The sequence below is a fragment of the Streptomyces sp. NPDC002499 genome, from assembly GCF_053595415.1.
On sequence record NZ_JBSFXO010000001.1, the window covers coordinates 900,164 to 917,491 of the forward strand.

General features: G+C 70.7%; 18 protein-coding genes. 17 read left to right on the forward strand and 1 reads right to left on the reverse strand.

The features are described from left to right. Window positions 1-136: 136 nt before the first annotated feature. From ACWD5F_RS04095 to ACWD5F_RS04175, 17 genes are all read left to right on the forward strand, one after another. Complete coding sequence (locus ACWD5F_RS04095; protein ID WP_451250804.1) at window positions 137-1,375, forward strand: aromatic ring-hydroxylating oxygenase subunit alpha; 1,239 nt, start codon at window positions 137-139, stop codon at window positions 1,373-1,375. A gap of 115 nt (window positions 1,376-1,490) precedes the next feature. Next, window positions 1,491-2,825 (forward strand): M20 family metallopeptidase, encoded by a 1,335-nt coding sequence (locus tag ACWD5F_RS04100; RefSeq protein WP_451250806.1) that lies wholly within the window; start codon window positions 1,491-1,493, stop codon window positions 2,823-2,825. Continuing rightward, window positions 2,822-3,781 carry a DODA-type extradiol aromatic ring-opening family dioxygenase gene (locus tag ACWD5F_RS04105; protein WP_451250808.1) on the forward strand — a complete coding sequence of 320 codons (960 nt, stop codon included), beginning with the start codon at window positions 2,822-2,824 and terminating at the stop codon, window positions 3,779-3,781. Before ACWD5F_RS04100 ends, ACWD5F_RS04105 begins: the two co-directional genes overlap by 4 nt. Then, window positions 3,778-4,647 (forward strand): alpha/beta fold hydrolase, encoded by an 870-nt coding sequence (locus tag ACWD5F_RS04110; RefSeq protein WP_451250810.1) that lies wholly within the window; start codon window positions 3,778-3,780, stop codon window positions 4,645-4,647. Before ACWD5F_RS04105 ends, ACWD5F_RS04110 begins: the two co-directional genes overlap by 4 nt. A 43-nt stretch (window positions 4,648-4,690) precedes the next feature. After that, window positions 4,691-5,506, forward strand: a complete 816-nt coding sequence (locus ACWD5F_RS04115; protein ID WP_451250812.1) for an IclR family transcriptional regulator — start codon at window positions 4,691-4,693, stop codon at window positions 5,504-5,506. After that, the gene (locus ACWD5F_RS04120; RefSeq protein WP_451250814.1) at window positions 5,503-6,024 is read left to right on the forward strand and encodes an FAS1-like dehydratase domain-containing protein; all 522 of its coding nucleotides are present in this window, start codon (window positions 5,503-5,505) and stop codon (window positions 6,022-6,024) included. Before ACWD5F_RS04115 ends, ACWD5F_RS04120 begins: the two co-directional genes overlap by 4 nt. Next, the gene (locus ACWD5F_RS04125; protein ID WP_451250816.1) at window positions 6,021-6,413 is read left to right on the forward strand and encodes an acyl dehydratase; all 393 of its coding nucleotides are present in this window, start codon (window positions 6,021-6,023) and stop codon (window positions 6,411-6,413) included. The genes ACWD5F_RS04120 and ACWD5F_RS04125 overlap by 4 nt, the downstream gene beginning before the upstream one ends. Window positions 6,414-6,478: 65 nt before the next feature. Beyond that, window positions 6,479-7,498 (forward strand): NAD(P)/FAD-dependent oxidoreductase, encoded by a 1,020-nt coding sequence (locus tag ACWD5F_RS04130; protein ID WP_451250818.1) that lies wholly within the window; start codon window positions 6,479-6,481, stop codon window positions 7,496-7,498. A gap of 1 nt (window position 7,499) precedes the next feature. Then, window positions 7,500-7,832, forward strand: coding sequence for a ferredoxin (fdxA, locus tag ACWD5F_RS04135; protein WP_451250820.1), 333 nt, complete (start codon window positions 7,500-7,502; stop codon window positions 7,830-7,832). Window positions 7,833-8,048: 216 nt separating this feature from the next. Further along, window positions 8,049-9,383 (forward strand): amidohydrolase family protein, encoded by a 1,335-nt coding sequence (locus tag ACWD5F_RS04140; RefSeq protein WP_451250822.1) that lies wholly within the window; start codon window positions 8,049-8,051, stop codon window positions 9,381-9,383. A gap of 12 nt (window positions 9,384-9,395) precedes the next feature. Continuing rightward, entirely contained in the window at window positions 9,396-10,358 is a 963-nt protein-coding gene (locus ACWD5F_RS04145; RefSeq protein ID WP_451250824.1) for an ABC transporter permease, read from the forward strand. Further along, entirely contained in the window at window positions 10,348-11,226 is an 879-nt protein-coding gene (locus ACWD5F_RS04150; RefSeq protein ID WP_451250826.1) for an ABC transporter permease, read from the forward strand. Before ACWD5F_RS04145 ends, ACWD5F_RS04150 begins: the two co-directional genes overlap by 11 nt. A gap of 57 nt (window positions 11,227-11,283) precedes the next feature. Further along, entirely contained in the window at window positions 11,284-12,864 is a 1,581-nt protein-coding gene (locus ACWD5F_RS04155; RefSeq protein ID WP_451250828.1) for an ABC transporter substrate-binding protein, read from the forward strand. After that, the gene (locus ACWD5F_RS04160; protein ID WP_451250830.1) at window positions 12,849-13,898 is read left to right on the forward strand and encodes an ABC transporter ATP-binding protein; all 1,050 of its coding nucleotides are present in this window, start codon (window positions 12,849-12,851) and stop codon (window positions 13,896-13,898) included. The genes ACWD5F_RS04155 and ACWD5F_RS04160 overlap by 16 nt, the downstream gene beginning before the upstream one ends. Beyond that, window positions 13,891-14,931, forward strand: a complete 1,041-nt coding sequence (locus ACWD5F_RS04165) for an ABC transporter ATP-binding protein (protein WP_451250832.1) — start codon at window positions 13,891-13,893, stop codon at window positions 14,929-14,931. Before ACWD5F_RS04160 ends, ACWD5F_RS04165 begins: the two co-directional genes overlap by 8 nt. After that, on the forward strand, window positions 14,928-15,719 hold the full coding sequence (locus tag ACWD5F_RS04170) for an alpha/beta fold hydrolase (protein WP_451250834.1): 792 nt from the start codon (window positions 14,928-14,930) through the stop codon (window positions 15,717-15,719). The genes ACWD5F_RS04165 and ACWD5F_RS04170 overlap by 4 nt, the downstream gene beginning before the upstream one ends. Beyond that, entirely contained in the window at window positions 15,716-16,546 is an 831-nt protein-coding gene (locus ACWD5F_RS04175; RefSeq protein ID WP_451250836.1) for an IclR family transcriptional regulator, read from the forward strand. Before ACWD5F_RS04170 ends, ACWD5F_RS04175 begins: the two co-directional genes overlap by 4 nt. On the opposite strand, the gene ACWD5F_RS04180 is transcribed toward ACWD5F_RS04175, so the two are convergent. Then, on the reverse strand, window positions 16,500-17,321 hold the full coding sequence (locus ACWD5F_RS04180; RefSeq protein WP_451250838.1) for an alpha/beta fold hydrolase: 822 nt from the start codon (window positions 17,319-17,321) through the stop codon (window positions 16,500-16,502). The two genes, ACWD5F_RS04175 and ACWD5F_RS04180, sit on opposite strands and share 47 nt — an antisense overlap. Window positions 17,322-17,328 lie beyond the last annotated feature (7 nt).

Here is a 17,328-nt window from a genome sequence, read left to right on the forward strand (position 1 = left end):
GGTCTCCCGGCCCGTCCGCGAGCCCCGGTCTGCTCAGCGGACCGGGTCCCTTGGGCGGATCCCGCGGGCCGCCGCATGCTCGCCTCACGGTTCACCCGGCACCTCACGGTTCCCCGGCAGCAGGAGGACGCGCACGATGACGGTCGACGACTCTCCCGACAAAAAGCCCCCCGTCCGGAGCCGCCGCAGACCAGCAGGAGAGCCCGGCCGCCAGGACTGGAAGTCGTGGCCGCACTACGACGCGGCGGGCGCCGGCTTCCGCGGCTACTGGTACCCGGTCACCTGGTCCAGCCAGATCACCGGCGATCCGCTCCCGTTCACGATCTGCGGCGAGAAGATCACCCTGATCCGGGACAACGGCACGGCGTACGCGCTGCACAACCGCTGCCCGCACCGCGGTGTCCCGCTCTCGGAGGGCAACCAGCAGTTCCCCGGCACCGTGAGCTGCCCGTACCACGGCTGGACCTTCGACCTGCCCACCGGCAACCTGGCCGCGGTCATCACCGACGGCCCCGGCTGCCGCCTGACCGGCAAGGTCTCGGTGCGGACGTACCCGGTCGAGGAGCGGCTCGGCATGGTGTGGGTGTACATCCCTCTCGCCGACGAGGAGCCGCACCCCATCGACTCGCAGCTGCCCGAGGAACTCGTCTCCAACGCCTTCGTGATGGGCGGCCGGATCGATCCGCGCAGCGGCAACTGGCGTTTCGCCTGCGAGAACGGCTTCGACGAAGGGCACGCCAAGTACCTGCACCGCACGGCACTTTGGCGCCTGTTCAAGCCGATGCCGACCTGGAACATCACTCGGATCGTGCCCAAGGGCCGCTGGATCTTCCGGGTCCAGGACGAGGTCTACTGGGAAGCGGAGTTCCCCAGCGTCGGCCACTGGACCAACAAGCGCTGGTGGAAGGCCCAGCCGCCGAAGGAGACCTTCAACATCGGCAACACGGGCAAGCCCGACCAGGTGAACCCGACGATCGAGGCCCAGGAGTTCCCCGGCTTCGCGTCCCTGTCGATGCCGGGCGTGCTGCGCATCGCGTACCCGAACTTCATCCACTACGAGTTCTACGTCCCCGTCGACCAGGACAACCACCGCTATGTCGGCGTGATGGTCAACTTCACCGAGGGCTGGGAGACCCTGCGTTTCTACGCCAAGTACCTCGGCGCCATCCGCTGGTTGTTCCACGGCCAGTTCTCCGGCCAGGACGCCTGGATGGTCGACATCACCGACGCGCCCCCGGAGAAGCTCTACCGCCCCGACATCTCGCTGACCGCCTGGCGGAACCTCAGCGAGGAGGAGTACGGCAAGAAGCTGGCCGGCGCGGGCGGCGCCCCCGGCACCGGTTCCGACGAGAAGCCCGACGAGAAGAAGGCATGACCATGGGCCGCACACTGCTCACCCTGCTCATCGGAGTCGGCATCGCGATCGGGCTCCCGCTCGCGAAGAAGCGCTTCGAGCGCACGACGATGACCCAGGTCCACAGGATCAACCAGTGACCGCCGCGGACGAGTTGGCCGGTCTCGACGACACGCGGGCCGCCTGGGTCTCCGACGCCTGGCGGCACGTCACTGCCGACCGGCTGCGCGAGCTGATCACCGGGCTCGTCGACGTCCCGAGCCCCACCGGCGACGAGGGCCCCCTCGCGGAGCACATCGCCGACACCCTCACGACCGCGGGCTGCCCGGCCCGGGTCCAGCCCCTGGACGACCGGCAGGCCAACGCCTGGGCCCGGCTCTCCGGCGACGGCACCGGCCCCGACCTCATGCTGTACGCGCCGATCGACACCCTGACCGTGGGCGAGGAGAGCGAGGATCTCCCCTGGATCGGGCCGGAGTTGCGGGACGACATGCGCCCGCGCGCCACCGTCCACGACGACCTGGTCGTCGGCCTCGGCGCCTCCAACCCGAAGGGCCACGCCGCGTGCGTGATGATGGCCGCCGAGGCGATCGCGCTGGCCGGCATCCCGCTCACCGGCGACCTGGTCGCGGCCTTCGGCGCGGGCGGCATGCCCACCAACGCCCGGCCCGGCGGCAGACGCCTCAACACCGGCCAGGGCGTGGGCTGTTCGTTCCTCCTGGAGCAGGGCGTGTGGACCGACTACGCGCTCATCGCCAAGCCCGGCTGGACGGTGTCCTGGGACGAGGTGGGCCTGGTCTGGTTCGAGGTGACGGTCCACGGCACCCACACCTACGTCGGCTCCCGCCACCGCCTCCCCTACGACAACCCCGTCGCGCGCGCCGGTGAGGTCACCCGGCAGCTGGAGGAGTGGTTCGTCGCGTACGCCGACCGGCACACCTCCGGCACGGTCGCGCCGCAGGGCATCGTCTCCTCGATCCAAGGGGGTTGGCCCCGGATGGCGGCGGTGACACCGGCGTCCTGCACGCTCATGGTGGACCTGCGGATCGGGCCGGACACGACGCCGATGCGGGCCAAACGGGAGTTCATGGGCGCCATCGACGCCCTGCGCGACAAGAACATCGACGTCAGCGCCGACATGGTCCTGGCGATCCCCGGGACGCGGACCGACCCCGACAGCTGGATCTGCCGCAGCGCGACGGCGAGTTGGGCCGCGTTCGAGGGACGCGAGCACGAGGTGATCCGGGGCAACAGCGGGGCCACCGACGCCAACATCCTGCGCGGGCGGGGCATCCCGACCGTGCGGGTCGGCATGCCGAAGGTCACGGACTCCCTGTTCGACATCGACTTCGCGCGCGGCATGAACACCGTCTCCGTACGGGCGATGGAGAAGCTCACCCGCCATCTGATCCGCACGGCGGTCGACACCGTCACGCGCTCGCGCGCCGAGGTCGAAGGGACAGCAGCATGACCGAGATCGTCCTGGGCGTCGGCGCCTCGCACAGCACGCTGATGAACACCCACTGGGAGCAGACCTTCCACAAGGACCGGGCGGAGCGGTTCCGCGACTCGCTCTACGAGGCACGGGACGCCCTGGCCGCGGCCCGCCCCGACACCGTGATCCTGATCGGCTCCAACCACTTCCGCGGCTTCTGGCTGGACCTGATCCCGAGCTTCACGATCGGGGTCGGCGAGTGCGTCGCCAGCGGCGAGTCGGGCACCCCGAGGGGCCCGCAGCCGGTGGACGTACCCCTGGCCCGGCACATCGCCAACTCCCTTGTGGAGGAAGGCGGTTTCGACCCCGCGTTCTCCGCCAGGCTCCAGATCGACCACGGCCAGTCGCACGCCATCCAGTACCTCTTCGAAGGCCTGGACGTGGAGATCGTGCCGATCGTCGTCAACGTCTTCGCCCCGCCCCTGCCCACCCTCACTCGCTGCGAGGACCTCGGCCGCGCGATCCGGGACGCCGTCCTCGCCTTCCCCGGGGACCGGCGGGTCGCGGTGGTCGGCTCGGGCGGGCTCTCGCACCGGCTGCCCTGGCCGGACTGGCGCGAACCGCACGGCGACGACGAGGAGTTCATGGTCGGCGCCTGGCTCGACGGCCGGGAGAACTGGCAGGACTACGACGTCCGGCGCCGCGAGATCATCCGCGCCGCCGAGGCCGCGCTCAACCCCGGGTTCGACGACGACTTCCTGTCCCTCGTCGAGCGGGGCGAGACCGGGCGGATCACCGCGTACTCCACCGAGGAGCTGGAGAAGGTCGCCGGCAACGGTGCGCAGGAGCTGCGCACCTGGCTGCTGATGTCGGCCGTGCTCGACCACGTGCCCGGCCGCCGGCTGGCGTACGAACCGATGCCCGAGTGGCTCACCGGGATGGGCGTCGCCGTCCTCGACCCCGCACAGGCACAGACCGAAAGGCAGTCATGAGCATCTGGACCGAACTCTCGGGCATCGACTACCGGCACGCGTACGTCGAGACCGGTGACGTCACCACCCGCGCCCTCCAGGCCGGCCCCGAGGACGGCGAGCACGTCGTGTTCCTGCACGGCACGACGGGCCATCTGGAGGCGTTCGTCCGCAACATCCCGGCGCACGCCGAGGCCGGCTACCGCTGCCACGCGATCGACATGCTCGGCCACGGCTACACCGGCAAGCCGGACCGCCCGGGTGAGATCCCGGCGTACGTCGACCACTTGATGGCCTACCTGGACGCCGTGGGCGCCGAACGCGCGCACCTGGTCGGCGAGTCGCTGGGCGGCTGGGTCGGGTCCTGGGCGGCGAGCGAGTACCCGGACCGCGTCGCCTCCCTCCAACTGCTGTGCATGGGCGGCACGAAGATCAACCCGGCGGTGATGGAGCGCCTGAAGACCTCGACCCGCGCCGCCGCGACGGAGCCGGAGATCTCGTACACCCGCGACCGGCTGGCGCTGCTGTGGGCCGAGTGGGACGAGGACCTGGGTGAGGAGCTGACCCGGGTGCGCTACGAGATCTACCACCGCCCCGAGTTCCAGGAGAACCTGCACAACCTGCTCGCGCTCCAGGAGCTCGACGCCCGTGAGCGCAATCTGCTGCGCCCCGACCGCATGGCGCGGATCAAGGCGCCGACGCTGGTGGTGTGGGGCAACAAGAACCCGCTCGGGGACGTCCCCGAGGCCGAGGCGATCGCCGCCGCGATCCCCGGGGCCCGGCTGGAGGTCTTCACGGAATGCGGACACTGGCCGCAACACGAGAAGGCCACGCTGTACAACCCGCTGAGTCTCGCGTTCCTCGCAGAGTCGTCGTCGGGTCACTGATCGTGAGATTCCAGCCGTAATACCTGATCGCGAGGTGCCTGCCATGACCGTCGTCCCGATCACCCGCGCCGTGGCCTCTTCTCCCCCGCCTCCCGCGGCCGGGCCCCCGCCGGGCCCGGACTCGATGAACTCCGTGCTCGGCAAGGTGCGGCCCATCCTGGAAGCGTTCACCGTCGACGACGAGTCGCTCTCCCTCGCCGATCTCGTGCGCCGCACGGGTGTCGCGAAGGCCACCGTGCACCGGCTCTGCCAGGAGCTGGTCGTGTGGGGGCTGCTGGAGCGGGCGGGCTGCGACTACCGGCTCGGCCTCAGGCTGTTCGAGATCGGGCAGCGGGTGCACCGGCAGCGGATCCTGCGCGAGGTGGCCCAGCCGTACATGGAGGATCTCCTCCTGGCCACGCAGGAGACCATCCACTTCGCGATCCACGACGGCCTCGACGTCGTCTATCTGGAGAAGATCCTGCCCCACCGGGGCCTGAGCGAGGAGTCCCGGGTGGCGGGGCGGCTGCCTCTCTACTGCACCGCCACCGGCAAGGCGATCCTGGCCTTCTCCCCCGCCTCCCTGTTCGGCGAGGTGATCAGGAACGGGCTGAAACCCTTCACCCGGCACACGATCACCTCTCCGGGGCGGCTGCGCGGGCAGGTGGAGCGGATCCGGGAGGAGGGCCTCGCGACCGAGGCCGAGGAGGTCAGGCTCGGCTACATGAGCATGGCCGTGCCGGTCTTCGGCCGCCAGGACACCCTCGCCGGTGCCCTGTCGATCACCGCGCCGACCTACCGCGTGGACGCGGCCGCACACGCGAGCGCGCTGCGCACCGCGGGTCTGGGCATCGGCCGGGCGCTGCGGTCGGCCCTGTGAGCACGCTGGACGAGGTGCTGGCCCGGGCCCGGAGTCTCGTCGGCCGGTGGGAGGACGAGGACTGCGGGACGGTGACCGTGAAGGACTTCTGCCGGTACGCCGCCGCGCTCAACGACGCCGACTACCTCGTCCGGGCCCGGGAACGGGAGGCGGCGGGCGCGCCGGTCGAGGCTCCCGTGCTCTTCCTCGCGGCCACCATGAGCTGGGAGGACGGGCCGGTCGAACAGGATCTGCGCCCGGACGGACTGGCCGCCCGGGAGTCGCCGTGCACCCAGGGCCTCCCGGTCCGCCAGGTGCACGGCGGCCAGACCGTACGGCCGGCTCGTGCTCCGGTCGCGGGCAGCCGTATCACCGCTTCCCGTGCCGTCGTCTCCGCCGAACGCAAGCAGGGCCGCTCCGGTCCCTTCGTCCTGCTCGGTCTCAGCACCCGCTTCACCTCGGCGGACGGGACCGAACTGACGGCCGTGGACGAGACGATCGTCGTGATGGAAGCAATCGACTCCCCTGGAACCCCATGAACAGGCCCGCCGTCGGCGACATCTGCCCGGCTCAGGAATACACGCACAGCAGAGTCCAGCTCTTCCGCTTCGGTGCCGTGTCCTGGAACTCCCATCGCATCCACTACGACGCCGGGTTCGCTGCCTCGGAGGGCTTCCCGGACGTCGTCGTGCATTCCACGCTGCACGGCGAGACCCTCACCCGGTACGCGTTGGCGTGGGCCGGGCCTGACTCCCGCCTGGAGACGGTGAGTTGGCGCAACCGGACGACCGCGGTGGCCGATGAGCCGCTCACCTGGACCGCGACCGTGCGGGCGGTGGAGGGCGCGCGGGTGTCCCTGGACGTGGCCGTCGTCAAGGCCGACGGGACCGCGTGCGTGACGGGGAGCGTCGAACTCGCCCTCGTCTGAGGGGCGTCCCGTCAGCCGGACCGGTTCCGTTGGGCGGAGAGCCGCCCGTTCCTACGCTCCTGGACATGAGCGTTCCTCCTGTTCAGGTCGCCCCTGACGAGTCGTCGGTGATCGAGACCGACATCCTGATCATCGGCGCCGGCCCGTCCGGCCTCTACGGCGCCTACTACGCCGGCTTCCGCGGACTGCGCGTCACCGTCATGGACGTACTGCCGCAGTGCGGCGGCCAGATCAGCGCGATGTACCCCGAGAAGCCCATCTTCGACATCGCCGGATTCCCGTCGGTGCGCGGTCGCGACCTGGTCGACAACCTGGTCGCCCAGGCGGCGCCGTACGGCGTCCGCTACCTCCTCGGGCAGCGGGCGGTGGACCTGGCCCACGGGACCGACGGCCTCCCCTTGGTGCGTACCGACGGGGGAACCGTCGTACGGGCGGGGGCGGTTGTGATCACGGGCGGGGTGGGGACGTTCACCCCCAGGCCGCTTCCCGCGGGCGAGGACTATCTCGGGCGCGGGCAGGTGTACTTCGTGCCGGACCCGGCCGCCCACACCGGTCACGACGTGGTCGTGGTCGGTGGCGGTGACAGTGCCTTCGACTGGGCGGCGCTGCTCTCCCCCATCGCCCGGTCCGTCACCCTCGTCCATCGCAGCGCGCGGTTCCGGGCGCACGCGGCGAGCGTGGAGAAGGTGCGCGCCCTCGGCATCGAGCTGATCACCGACTCCGAAGTCAGCGCGCTGCACGGCGACTTGGGAGTCGAGCGGGTCGAGGTCCGGCACCGTGTCGAGAAGACCACCCGGCTGCTGCCCGCCCGTACCGTCGTCGCCGCCCTCGGCTTCATCGCCGACCTGGGGCCGCTCCAGACCTGGGGGCTCGAACTCCAGGCCCGGCGGATCGCCGTCGACACCCGCATGGCCACCAACCTGCCCCGTGTGTTCGCGGCCGGCGACATCACCGACTACCCGGGCAAGGTCCGGCTGATCTCCGTCGGCTTCGGCGAGGTCGCCACCGCCGTGAACAACGCGGCCACCGTCATCGACCCCGAGGCGGCACTGTTCCCCGGCCATTCCACCGAGAAGGAGAACTGACATGGCCTACGTCATCGGATCGGCCTGCGTCGACATCATGGACCGCTCCTGCATGGAGGAGTGCCCGGTCGACTGCATCTACGAGGGCGAGCGCAAGCTCTACATCAACCCGGTCGAGTGCATCGACTGCGGCGCCTGCGAGACGGCCTGCCCCGAGCAGGCGATCACCGTCGACCGCCTCGCCGACCCGGAGTTCCGCGCCGACAACCGCCGCTTCTTCGAGGAGCCCCTGGAAGGTCGTACGACTCCCCTGGGCGCCCCTGGCGGAGCGACCGCCCTGGGCCCGGTGGGCGCCGACACTGCCTTCGTCGGCTCCCTTCCCGAGGGCTCCTGACGGGCCCGGAGATCCACCGCGGGTGGCGGAAAACTGCGCCTCCATGGGCGGCGCATTCCTGCGCGCCCCGAGCGAACTCCAAGTGAAAACTGCACCGCAACACAGCCACACCATCGTCGCCCCACACTCCCCCTTACCAGTTCCCGCGAAGGGGAGTGAATCCGGCCTCATGACGATTCCCGCCACATCTGGAACCAGCGCCCACAGGAGCCCCGTATGACCGAACGAACGGTTCTGTCGGGGGTGACCCTGATCGACGGCACCGGCCGCGCCGCGCGGTCGGACGCGACCGTCGTGATCGACGGCGCCGTGATCGCCGAGGTGGGTGCCGCGGACACGGTGGCGACGGCTCCCGGGGACACCGTGTACGACCTGCGGGGTCTGACCCTGCTGCCCGGCCTCATCGACTGCCATGTGCATCTGCGGTCCAACGCGAGCACCCGGCCGCACGACGTCCACCTGTGGAACATGCTGACCTCGACGGAGGAGCAGACCCTGCACGCCGCGGCCAACGCCCGTGAGGCGCTGCGGTCCGGTTTCACCACCGTCCGCGACACCGCGGGATCACTGCCCGAGGTGGCCGTCAAGCACGTGATCGACGAGCACGTCCTCGACGGGGCGCGGGTCGTCGCCTCCGGGCTCGTGGGCATGACCGCGGGGCACGGCGACATGTTCTGTCCGGCGACGCTCGACGAGAAGCGGATGTGGCCGCCGGCGGACGGCGTCGACGAGTGCCGCAAGCGGGTCAGGCAGTACGCCCGGATGGGCGTGGACCTGATCAAGATCTGCACGAGCGGCGGCACGCTCTCGCTCGGCGACAAGACCGGGTGGCGCAACTACACGGACGCCGAGATCGACGCGATCGTCGACGAGGCACACGCCCTGGACCTGCGGGTGGCGGCCCACGCGCACACCCGGGCCGGGATCACCTCGGCGCTCACCGCCGGGGTGGACACCCTGGAGCACGGCTCCGACCTCGACGAGGACCTCGTGGAGCTGATGCTCGAACAGGGCACGTTCCTGTGCCCAACCCTGTCGCTCAGTGAGTTCATGCTGGAGCACGGGGACCAACGGGGCCTGGCCACAGAGCAGTTGGAGAAGGCGGAGGTGCTGCGCGAGCGGCGGCTCACGTCCGTACGCCTGGCCTACCGGGCCGGAGTGCGGATCATCGCCGGCAGCGACTCGTCCAACACGATGCGCTTCGGCAACCACGCCCGCGAACTGGAGCTGCTGCACGAGCAGATCGGCATGACGCCCGCCGAGGTGCTGGTCGCGGCGACCTCGGCCGCCGCCGACGCCCTCGGGCTCGGCGCCAGGACGGGGACGGTCGCTCCGGGAAGGTGGGCGGACCTGCTGCTGGTCGACGGTGATCCGCTCGCCGATCTGAGCGTGCTCGGTGACCGGCGGCGCCTCAGCACGGTGTTCCGCGAGGGCCGGGCGGTGGACCCGAACGCGGCCGAGTCCGTGCCCACCGCGCTGGCCGCGCGGCGCCGTCCCTTCGATCCGACCCGTTCGACGCCCCGGGCGTCGGCGTCGGCCGCCGCGATATAGGGGAGAGATCCAGTGCTGCGCTATCTGTCGATCCGTGTGGTCCGCTCGCTCGCGGTGGTCCTCTGCCTCAGCGCCATCGTGTTCGCGCTGTCCCATCTGGTCCCCGGTGACCCGGCGGCCCTGATCGCCGGCGAGAACTCCACGCCCGAGCTGCGCGCCCAGATCACCCACCAGCTGGGACTCGACCAGCCCGTGTGGTCGCAGTACCTGAGCTGGATCGGGCACGCCGTGCGAGGCGATCTGGGCTCGTCGCTGCTGGACGGGCAGAGCGTCGGCGCGCAGGTCGCCGACCGGCTGCCGGTGAGTCTGGAACTCGCCGTGTACGCGGCGGTGATCGCGGTCCTGTGGGGCATTCCGGCGGGGATCTGGTCGGCCATGCACCAGGGGCGCGCCAGGGACCGGATGGTCAACAGCGCGGCGTTCATGGGGCTCGCCGTCCCGCCGTTCGTGGTCGGCACGGTCATGGTCCTCCTGGTGAGCACGCTGGCACCGGCCTGGCCGCTCTTCTCCTTCGTGCCGTTCTCCGAGGACCCGCTGCTCAACCTCCAGGTCCTGCTGCTCCCGGCGGTGGCGCTGGGCATCCCGTTCGGCGCGACGCTCTGCCGGTACATGCGGGCCGCCGTCCTCGACGTCGAGGGCCAGGACTTCATGCGGACGGCGGCGGCGAAGGGCGCGGGGCGACGACGGCTGATGCTGCGGCACGCGCTGCGCAACGCGCTGGTGCCGGTGGTCACCGCCGGCGGTCTCCAACTCGGAGTGCTGGTCGGCGGCACCGTCATCGTCGAGCAGGTCTTCGCCCTCCCGGGCCTCGGCTCGCTGATCGTCAACTCCATCACCCAGCACGACTTCACGGTGATCCAGGGCTCGATCCTCGCGCTCGGCGCCTCCTACGTGCTGATCAACCTGCTGACCGACCTGGTCTATCCCCTCATCGACCCCCGTATCCGCACGACAGGAGCACGCCGTGACGGTTGAATCCCCCGCGCCCGCCGTCACCGTGACCGCGGCACCGCGCCGCAGGCCCCGGCTCGGCTGGAACCCGACGCTGACCACGGGTGTCTGCATCCTCGGCGCGATCGTGGTGTCGGCCCTGCTCATCGGCGCCTTCGGCCGCTACGCGGCGACCGACGTCAGCGACTCCCTGCTCACCGGTCCCTCGGGCAGCCACTGGCTGGGCACCGACAACCTCGGCCGCGACCTGTTCACCCGGACCTTCGTCGCGGCCCGGCAGTCGCTCCTGGTGGCCTTCGGGGCGACCACGGTCGCCGCCCTGATCGGCGTCCCGATCGGTCTGGTCGCGGGCTACAACGCCCGGCGCCTGGACTCGGTGCTGATGGCGGCGATGGACACCGCGATGTCGATCCCCTCGGTGCTGCTGGCACTCGTCCTGGTGTCGATCTTCAGCCCGGGCATGTGGGTCCTCATCGGGGGCATGGGGCTGATCTTCGTGCCCTACTTCGCACGGATCGTGCGGGCTCCGGCGCTCACCGTGCGCGAGCGCGACTTCGTCTCGGCGGCCCGCATCGCCGGCGTGCGCACCCCTGTGGTCATCGGCCGCCATGTGCTGCCGAACGTGCTGTCCTCCGCGCTCGTCCAGTACGCCAACACGGCGGCGACCTGCGTGCTGGTCGAGGCGTCCCTGAGCTATCTCGGCCTCGGCATCCAGCCGCCGACGCCGAGTTGGGGCCGGATGATCTTCGAGGGGCAGCGCTACATGAAGGACGACCCCCTGCTGGTGATCGTCCCCGGCATCACCCTGGCCATCGCCACCGCGGCCTTCGGCCTCATCTCCGACGGCCTCCAGGAACAGCTCAACCCGCGCGGCAAGCGCCGTACGTCCTGAACGGGCCCTCGCACCACGTCACTTCACCCTCACGTTCTTGAGAAACAGGCGGTCACGATGACGAACCACACCTACACGCGCAGAAACGCGCTGGCGCTCGGCGGCACCACGCTCGCCGGTCTGCTGCTCGCGGGCTGCGGCGGTACGGCCACCACGGCCGGCAAGGTCTCCGGGAAGCCGGTCAGCGGCGGCACCCTCACCATCGGGCTCGACGGGGAGCCCACGGTCGGCTTCGACCCGCAGGTGGCCCAGGCCTACTTCGACCAGCAGATCGTCGCGCAGTTCTACGAGGGTCTGCTGAGCCTGGACAGCAAGGGCCAGATCAAGCCCGGCCTGGCCAAGAGCTACCAGCAGGTGGACGCCACCACCCACCGGTTCACGCTCCGCGACGGGGTCACCTTCCACGACGGCAGCAAGCTCACCACCGACGACGTGATCTTCAGCCTGGAGCGGCTGATGGATCCCGCGATCAAGTCGCCGTACACCCAGCAGTACAAGATCAAGACGGTCACGGCCGTGGACGCCAGGACCGTGGAGATCAAGCTCAGCGCGCCCCAGCCGTCGCTCTACAACTTCCTCGCCCGGCCGTGGAGCGGGGCCATCATGAGCAAGAAGTGGACGACGTCCCGCACCGCGAACGAGCTCAAGCAGTCGGAGAACGGCACCGGACCCTTCTCCCTGAAGAAGTGGTCGAAGGGCATCTCCATCCAGCTCTCCGGCTACAAGGGCTACTGGGACAGTCCGAAGCCGTACCTCGACACGGTGATCTACCGGCTCATCCCCGACGAGACCTCGCGCGTGGCCTCGCTGCGCTCCAACTCCGTACAGCTGCTGTCCTTCCGCGACCTGCGCATGGTCGACGACGTCAAGTCCACGAGCGGTGTCACCGAGGCGAACGGGCCGCTGGTCTCCAGCATCTGGCTCAACATGAACACCCTCAGCGGCCCGCTCGCCGACAAGCGGGTGCGGCAGGCGTTCAACCTCGCCATCGACCGCAAGACGCTGATCAAGACGCTCGGCAGCGGCTCGGCGACCTTCGGCTACGTCATCCCGCCACAGGACCCGTACGGCACCACGCCCACGACCGCCGACCCGATGTACACGCCGAACCAGTCGAAGGCCAAGGCGCTGCTCAAGGCGGCCGGCAAGAGCCGGGTCAGCATCGAGCTGCTCGCGCCGAGCGACCCCGCCTACGGGCCCGACATCTCCGCCATGGAGCTGATGAAGGCGCAGCTGGCCAAGGTCGGCATCACCCTCAACCTCAAGCTCGTGCCGTTCACGACGGTCGTGCCGAAGGTGCTGGCCGGCGAGTACACCGACATGGTGATGATGACGAGCGTGCTCAACGCCGACCCGAGTCAGTACCTCGACCTGTGGTTCGCCAAGGGCAGCCCGGGGACCAAGGTCAAGGACCAGCACCTGTGGGACCTGATGGCGGCCGCGAAGAGCGAGGAGAACAACGACAAGCGGATCACGCTCTACCACCAGCTCGCCCAGTACATCGCCGACGAGGCCTACCTGCTGGTGCCCTACGCCAAGGCCGTGCGCGGCGAGGCGTGGAGCGACAAACTGCACGGCTACCAGCCCGATGCCACGGCGACCCGTCTCAACCTCAAGAACGCATGGCTGTCCCAGTGAGTGCCGACACCCTGACACCCGCCCGTGCCGCCACCGGGACCGGTGGCACGGGCCCGGTCCTCGACGTCTCGGGACTGCGGATCGGATTCGGCGGCTCGGACGTGGTCTCCGGGGTGGATCTCCGCGTCGAACAGGGCGAGGTGGTCGGTCTGATCGGCGAGAGCGGCTGCGGCAAGTCGAGCGTCGCCCTCGCGGCCATGGGGCTGCTGGGCTCCGGCGCCGACGTCCGGGCCGACCGGCTGGAGGCCTGCGGCACGAATCTGCTGGGCAGTGACGCGGCCGAGCTGGAGAGCCTGCGCGGCGACCGGGTCGCGATGGTCTTCCAGGAGCCGATGACCTCGCTCAACCCGTGCATGCGGGTCGGCGCGCAGGTCGCGGAGGTGCTGCGGATCCACGGGAAGGCCGGCCGGAAGGAGGCGCAGGAGCGGGCCGTGGACCTGCTGCGGCTTGTGGAGATCCCCTCGCCCGAGCGCCGGGCCCGGCAGTTCCCGCACGAGCTGTCCGGCGGTATGCGGCAGCGCGTCGTCATCGCCATCGCCATGGCGGGCAATCCGCGGCTGCTGCTGGCCGACGAGCCGACGACCGCGCTGGACGTCACCGTGCAGGCCGAGATCCTCCAACTGCTGCGCTCGCTCCAGCAGGAGCACGGCATGGGGATGCTGCTCATCTCGCACGACCTCGGTGTCATCACGGCGATGTGCAGCCGGGTGCAGGTGATGTACGCCGGTCAGGCGGTGGAGTCCGGCACGGTCGACCAGGTGCTGACCGCGCCCAAGCACCCCTACACGCGGGCGCTGCTCGCGGCGGTGCCCCGGATGAGGGAGAGCGACGGCACTCCGCTGACCGCGATCCGCGGCCAACTCACCGACGACGCGCGCCGGTTGCCCGGTTGCCGCTTCGCGCCGCGCTGCCCGAGCGCCGCCGACGCGTGTGCCGCGCCGCAGCCGCTGCGACCTGTCGGTGCGGGGTGGGTGTCGCGCTGCTGGCGTGACCTGGAGGACGCGCCGACGACAGCCGGAGGAACAGATGAGTGAATCCCAGCCGGCCCTGACCGTGGCCGAACCGACGGCCCGGCCCCTCGCGGCGGACACCGGGCCGCCGCTCCTCGAACTCTCCGGCATCGGCCACGAGTTCGGCCGCCGCCCGGGCCGTTCCGGTGTCCGGGCCGTGGACGCCATCTCGCTGACCCTGAACCCCGGGGAGACGGTCGGTCTGGTCGGCGAGTCCGGATGCGGCAAGAGCACGCTGGGCCGGATCGCGACCAGGCTGTACCGGCCCACCCGTGGTGAAGTGCGCTTCGAGGGCCGGGACATGACGCACCAGCCGAAGGGCGCCGACCTGAGGGCGTTCCGGCGTGCGGTGCAGATGGTGTTCCAGGATCCCAACGGCTCGCTCAACCCCCGGCTGCCCGTCGGCTCCAGCATCGAGGAACCGCTGCGCGCCCGGGGAGTGGCACGGGCCGACCGGCGCACCCGCCTGGCCGAGGTCCTGGCGGAGGTCGGCCTCGACGCGGCGGCCGCCGTGCGCTACCCGCACGAGTTCTCCGGTGGTCAGCGCCAACGCCTCGCGCTCGCCCGCGCGTTGGCCCCGCAGCCGTCCGTCATCGTCCTCGACGAGCCGACGTCGGCGCTGGACGTCTCCATCCAGGCGCAGATCCTCAACCTGCTCCAGGAGATCCAACAGCGTGACCGCATCGCCTACTTGTTCATCTCGCACAACCTCGGTGTGGTCCGCCACCTCAGCGAGCGGGTGGCCGTGATGTACCTCGGGTCGATCGTCGAGATCGCCCCGGCTCAGCAACTGTTCGCCGATCCGCAGCACCCCTACTCCATGGCGTTGCTCTCCTCCGTCCTGGAACCGGGGGCCGCCACGGCGGGCGACACCGACCCCGGCGAACGGATCGTCCTCAAGGGCGAGCTGCCCTCGCCGGCGGACGTCCCGACCGGCTGCCCGTTCTCCTCCCGCTGCTGGCTGGCCGACGACCACTGCCGCAGCGAACGCCCCGCGCTCACCGAACGGACACCCGGCCATCTGACGGCTTGCCACAAACCAGGAGGTCACTCATGACGGACACACTGCGCCGCGGCTATGTGCCGAGCCGTTTCGGTCAGTTGCACTATGTCGAATGCGGTACGGGCGAACCGGTTCTGATGCTCCATCAGACCCCGCGGTCCTGGACCGAGTACCTGGAGGTGCTGCCGCGGGTCGGGGTCACGCACCGGGCCATCGCCATGGACACTCTGGGTTTCGGAGCCTCCGCGAAACCCGACGAACCCCACACGATCGAGCGGTGGGCCGACGCGGCCGACGCGTTGATCGAGGAACTCGGCCTGGAGCGCTTCCACCTGGTGGGGCACCACACCGGCGGGGTGATCGCGGTGGAACTCGCCGCCCGCCACCAGGACCGGGTCGCGAGTCTGCTGCTGTCCGCCACGCCCTTCATCGACGAGGAGAAGCGCCGCACGGCGGGCGAGCGCAAGCCCGTCGACCACGTCGTCCCGCGGCCCGACGGCTCGCATCTGCTCGAACTGTGGAACCACCGGCGCGAGTTCTACCGGCCCGGCGAGGAGGCCGCCCTCAACCGGTTCATGATCGACGCGTTGACCGTGCTGGACCGCGTCGAGGAGGGACACGTGGCGGTACGCGGCTCGATGATGGACCAGCGTCTGCCTCTGATCACCGCCCGCATCCTCGCCGTCTGCGCCTCCGGCGACCACTACTCCCTGCCGGGACTGGAGAAGTTCGCCGCCGCGGGCTGCGAGACACAGGTCATCGACGGCGGACACGTACCCCTGCCGGAGCAGCTCCCCGAGGAGTTCTCCAAGCACGTCCTCGAATGGGCGGCGGCGCGGTGACCACCGCGAGCGGAGCGGTGACCACCACCGGCGAAGCGGTGACCCACGCCGGCGAGATCCCAGAGACGGGCGAGCGGCCCAACTCGGTGCTCGGCAAGGTGAGTCTCATCCTGTCGGCCTTCGGTGACGACGACTTCTCGCTCGGTCTCGCCGAGCTGAGGTCTCGTACCGGGATAGCCAAGGCGACCGTCCACCGGCTCTGCCAGGAACTCGTCGCCACGGACTTCCTGGAGCGGGACGGCTGCAACTACCGCCTGGGTGTACGGCTTTACACGATGGGCCTGCGCTCACCCCGTCAGCGCACCCTGCGGGAAGCGGCCAGGCCCGTCGTCGAGAGCCTGGCCCAGGGCCTCGACAACGCCGTCATCCTGGCGATACCCGACCACGGCGACCTGCTGTGCGTCGAGAACCTCGGCACGCACCGCAACCACGCCGGCTCCACCGCCGACGGCCGGCGTCTGGAGCTGCACAGCACCGCCGCGGGAAAGCTCACCCTCGCCCTGCTCCCCGAGCGCTACCCGCTCGCGCAGGTCCTGCCCGGGATGACCCGCCGCACTCCGCACACCCTCACGCCCGCCCAACTGCCCGGCGAACTCGACCGGATCAGGGCGAAGGGCTATGCCGTGGAGGTCGAGGAGAAACGCATCGGCTACCTCGCCGTCGCGGTGCCCGTACGCGACTCCGGCGGTGCCTACCTGGGGGCGCTGTCCGTCATCTCCCCCACGGCGGGCAGCAGGCTGCCCCGGCTGCTCGCGGCCCTCACCGAGGCCTCGGGCGTCATCACGGCCCGACTCGCCCGCTATGAGTCGCATCGCGTCCCGCGCTGACAACTCCCGTGCGCGGGGCGGGCTTCGCACCGGCCTCGACCAGGGCCGCCACGAACCCCTCGGGGTTGTCGCGCATCATGTGGTGGCCCGCGTCGGGGACTTCGACGACGGGGATGCCGGCCTGCCGGACGGCGTGCTCGTCCTCGTAGGGGCGGCTGCGGGCGCCGATCAGCATCACCCGCGGCTGCGGCAGGCCGTAGAGGAGTTCCGCGGTTCCCGGAGTCGTCCCGGCGACCAGGCTCACCGCGCTGCGGTGCAGGATCGCGGGGTCCGCCGCCCGCACCCGGGCCGCGTAGTCGGGCTCCAACTCCGCCAGCACGGCGCGGAATCCATGGCTGACGAAGTCCTCCTCGCGGTAGGCGGCGATGGCCTTGCTGTACAGCCCGCCGCCCGCGCGCAGGTTCGGCTCGGCCACCACGACCCGGGAGGCCAGGTCCGGGCGGGTCGCGGCGAGGAGGATCGCGACGGCGCCGCCCATCGAGTGCCCGACGACGACGGCGTCCTGGATCCCGCAGTCGTCCAGAACGGCGGCGACCGATGCGGCATGGGCCTCCAACGTGCCCGCGAAGGCCGCCGGGCGGTCGCTGAAACCGTGGCCGAGCAGGTCGACGACGAGGGCGCGTCCGCCGTAGAGGCCGGGATGCGCGACGATCCCGGCGAAGTCTGCGGAGCCGGCGCACCCCAGCCCGTGCAGGTACACCCGCGCGGGGCCTTCGCCCGGGATGTCGAGCCAGCGCAGGTGCCCGCCGGCCGAGGGGATGTACGTGGATCGCACCGGTGCT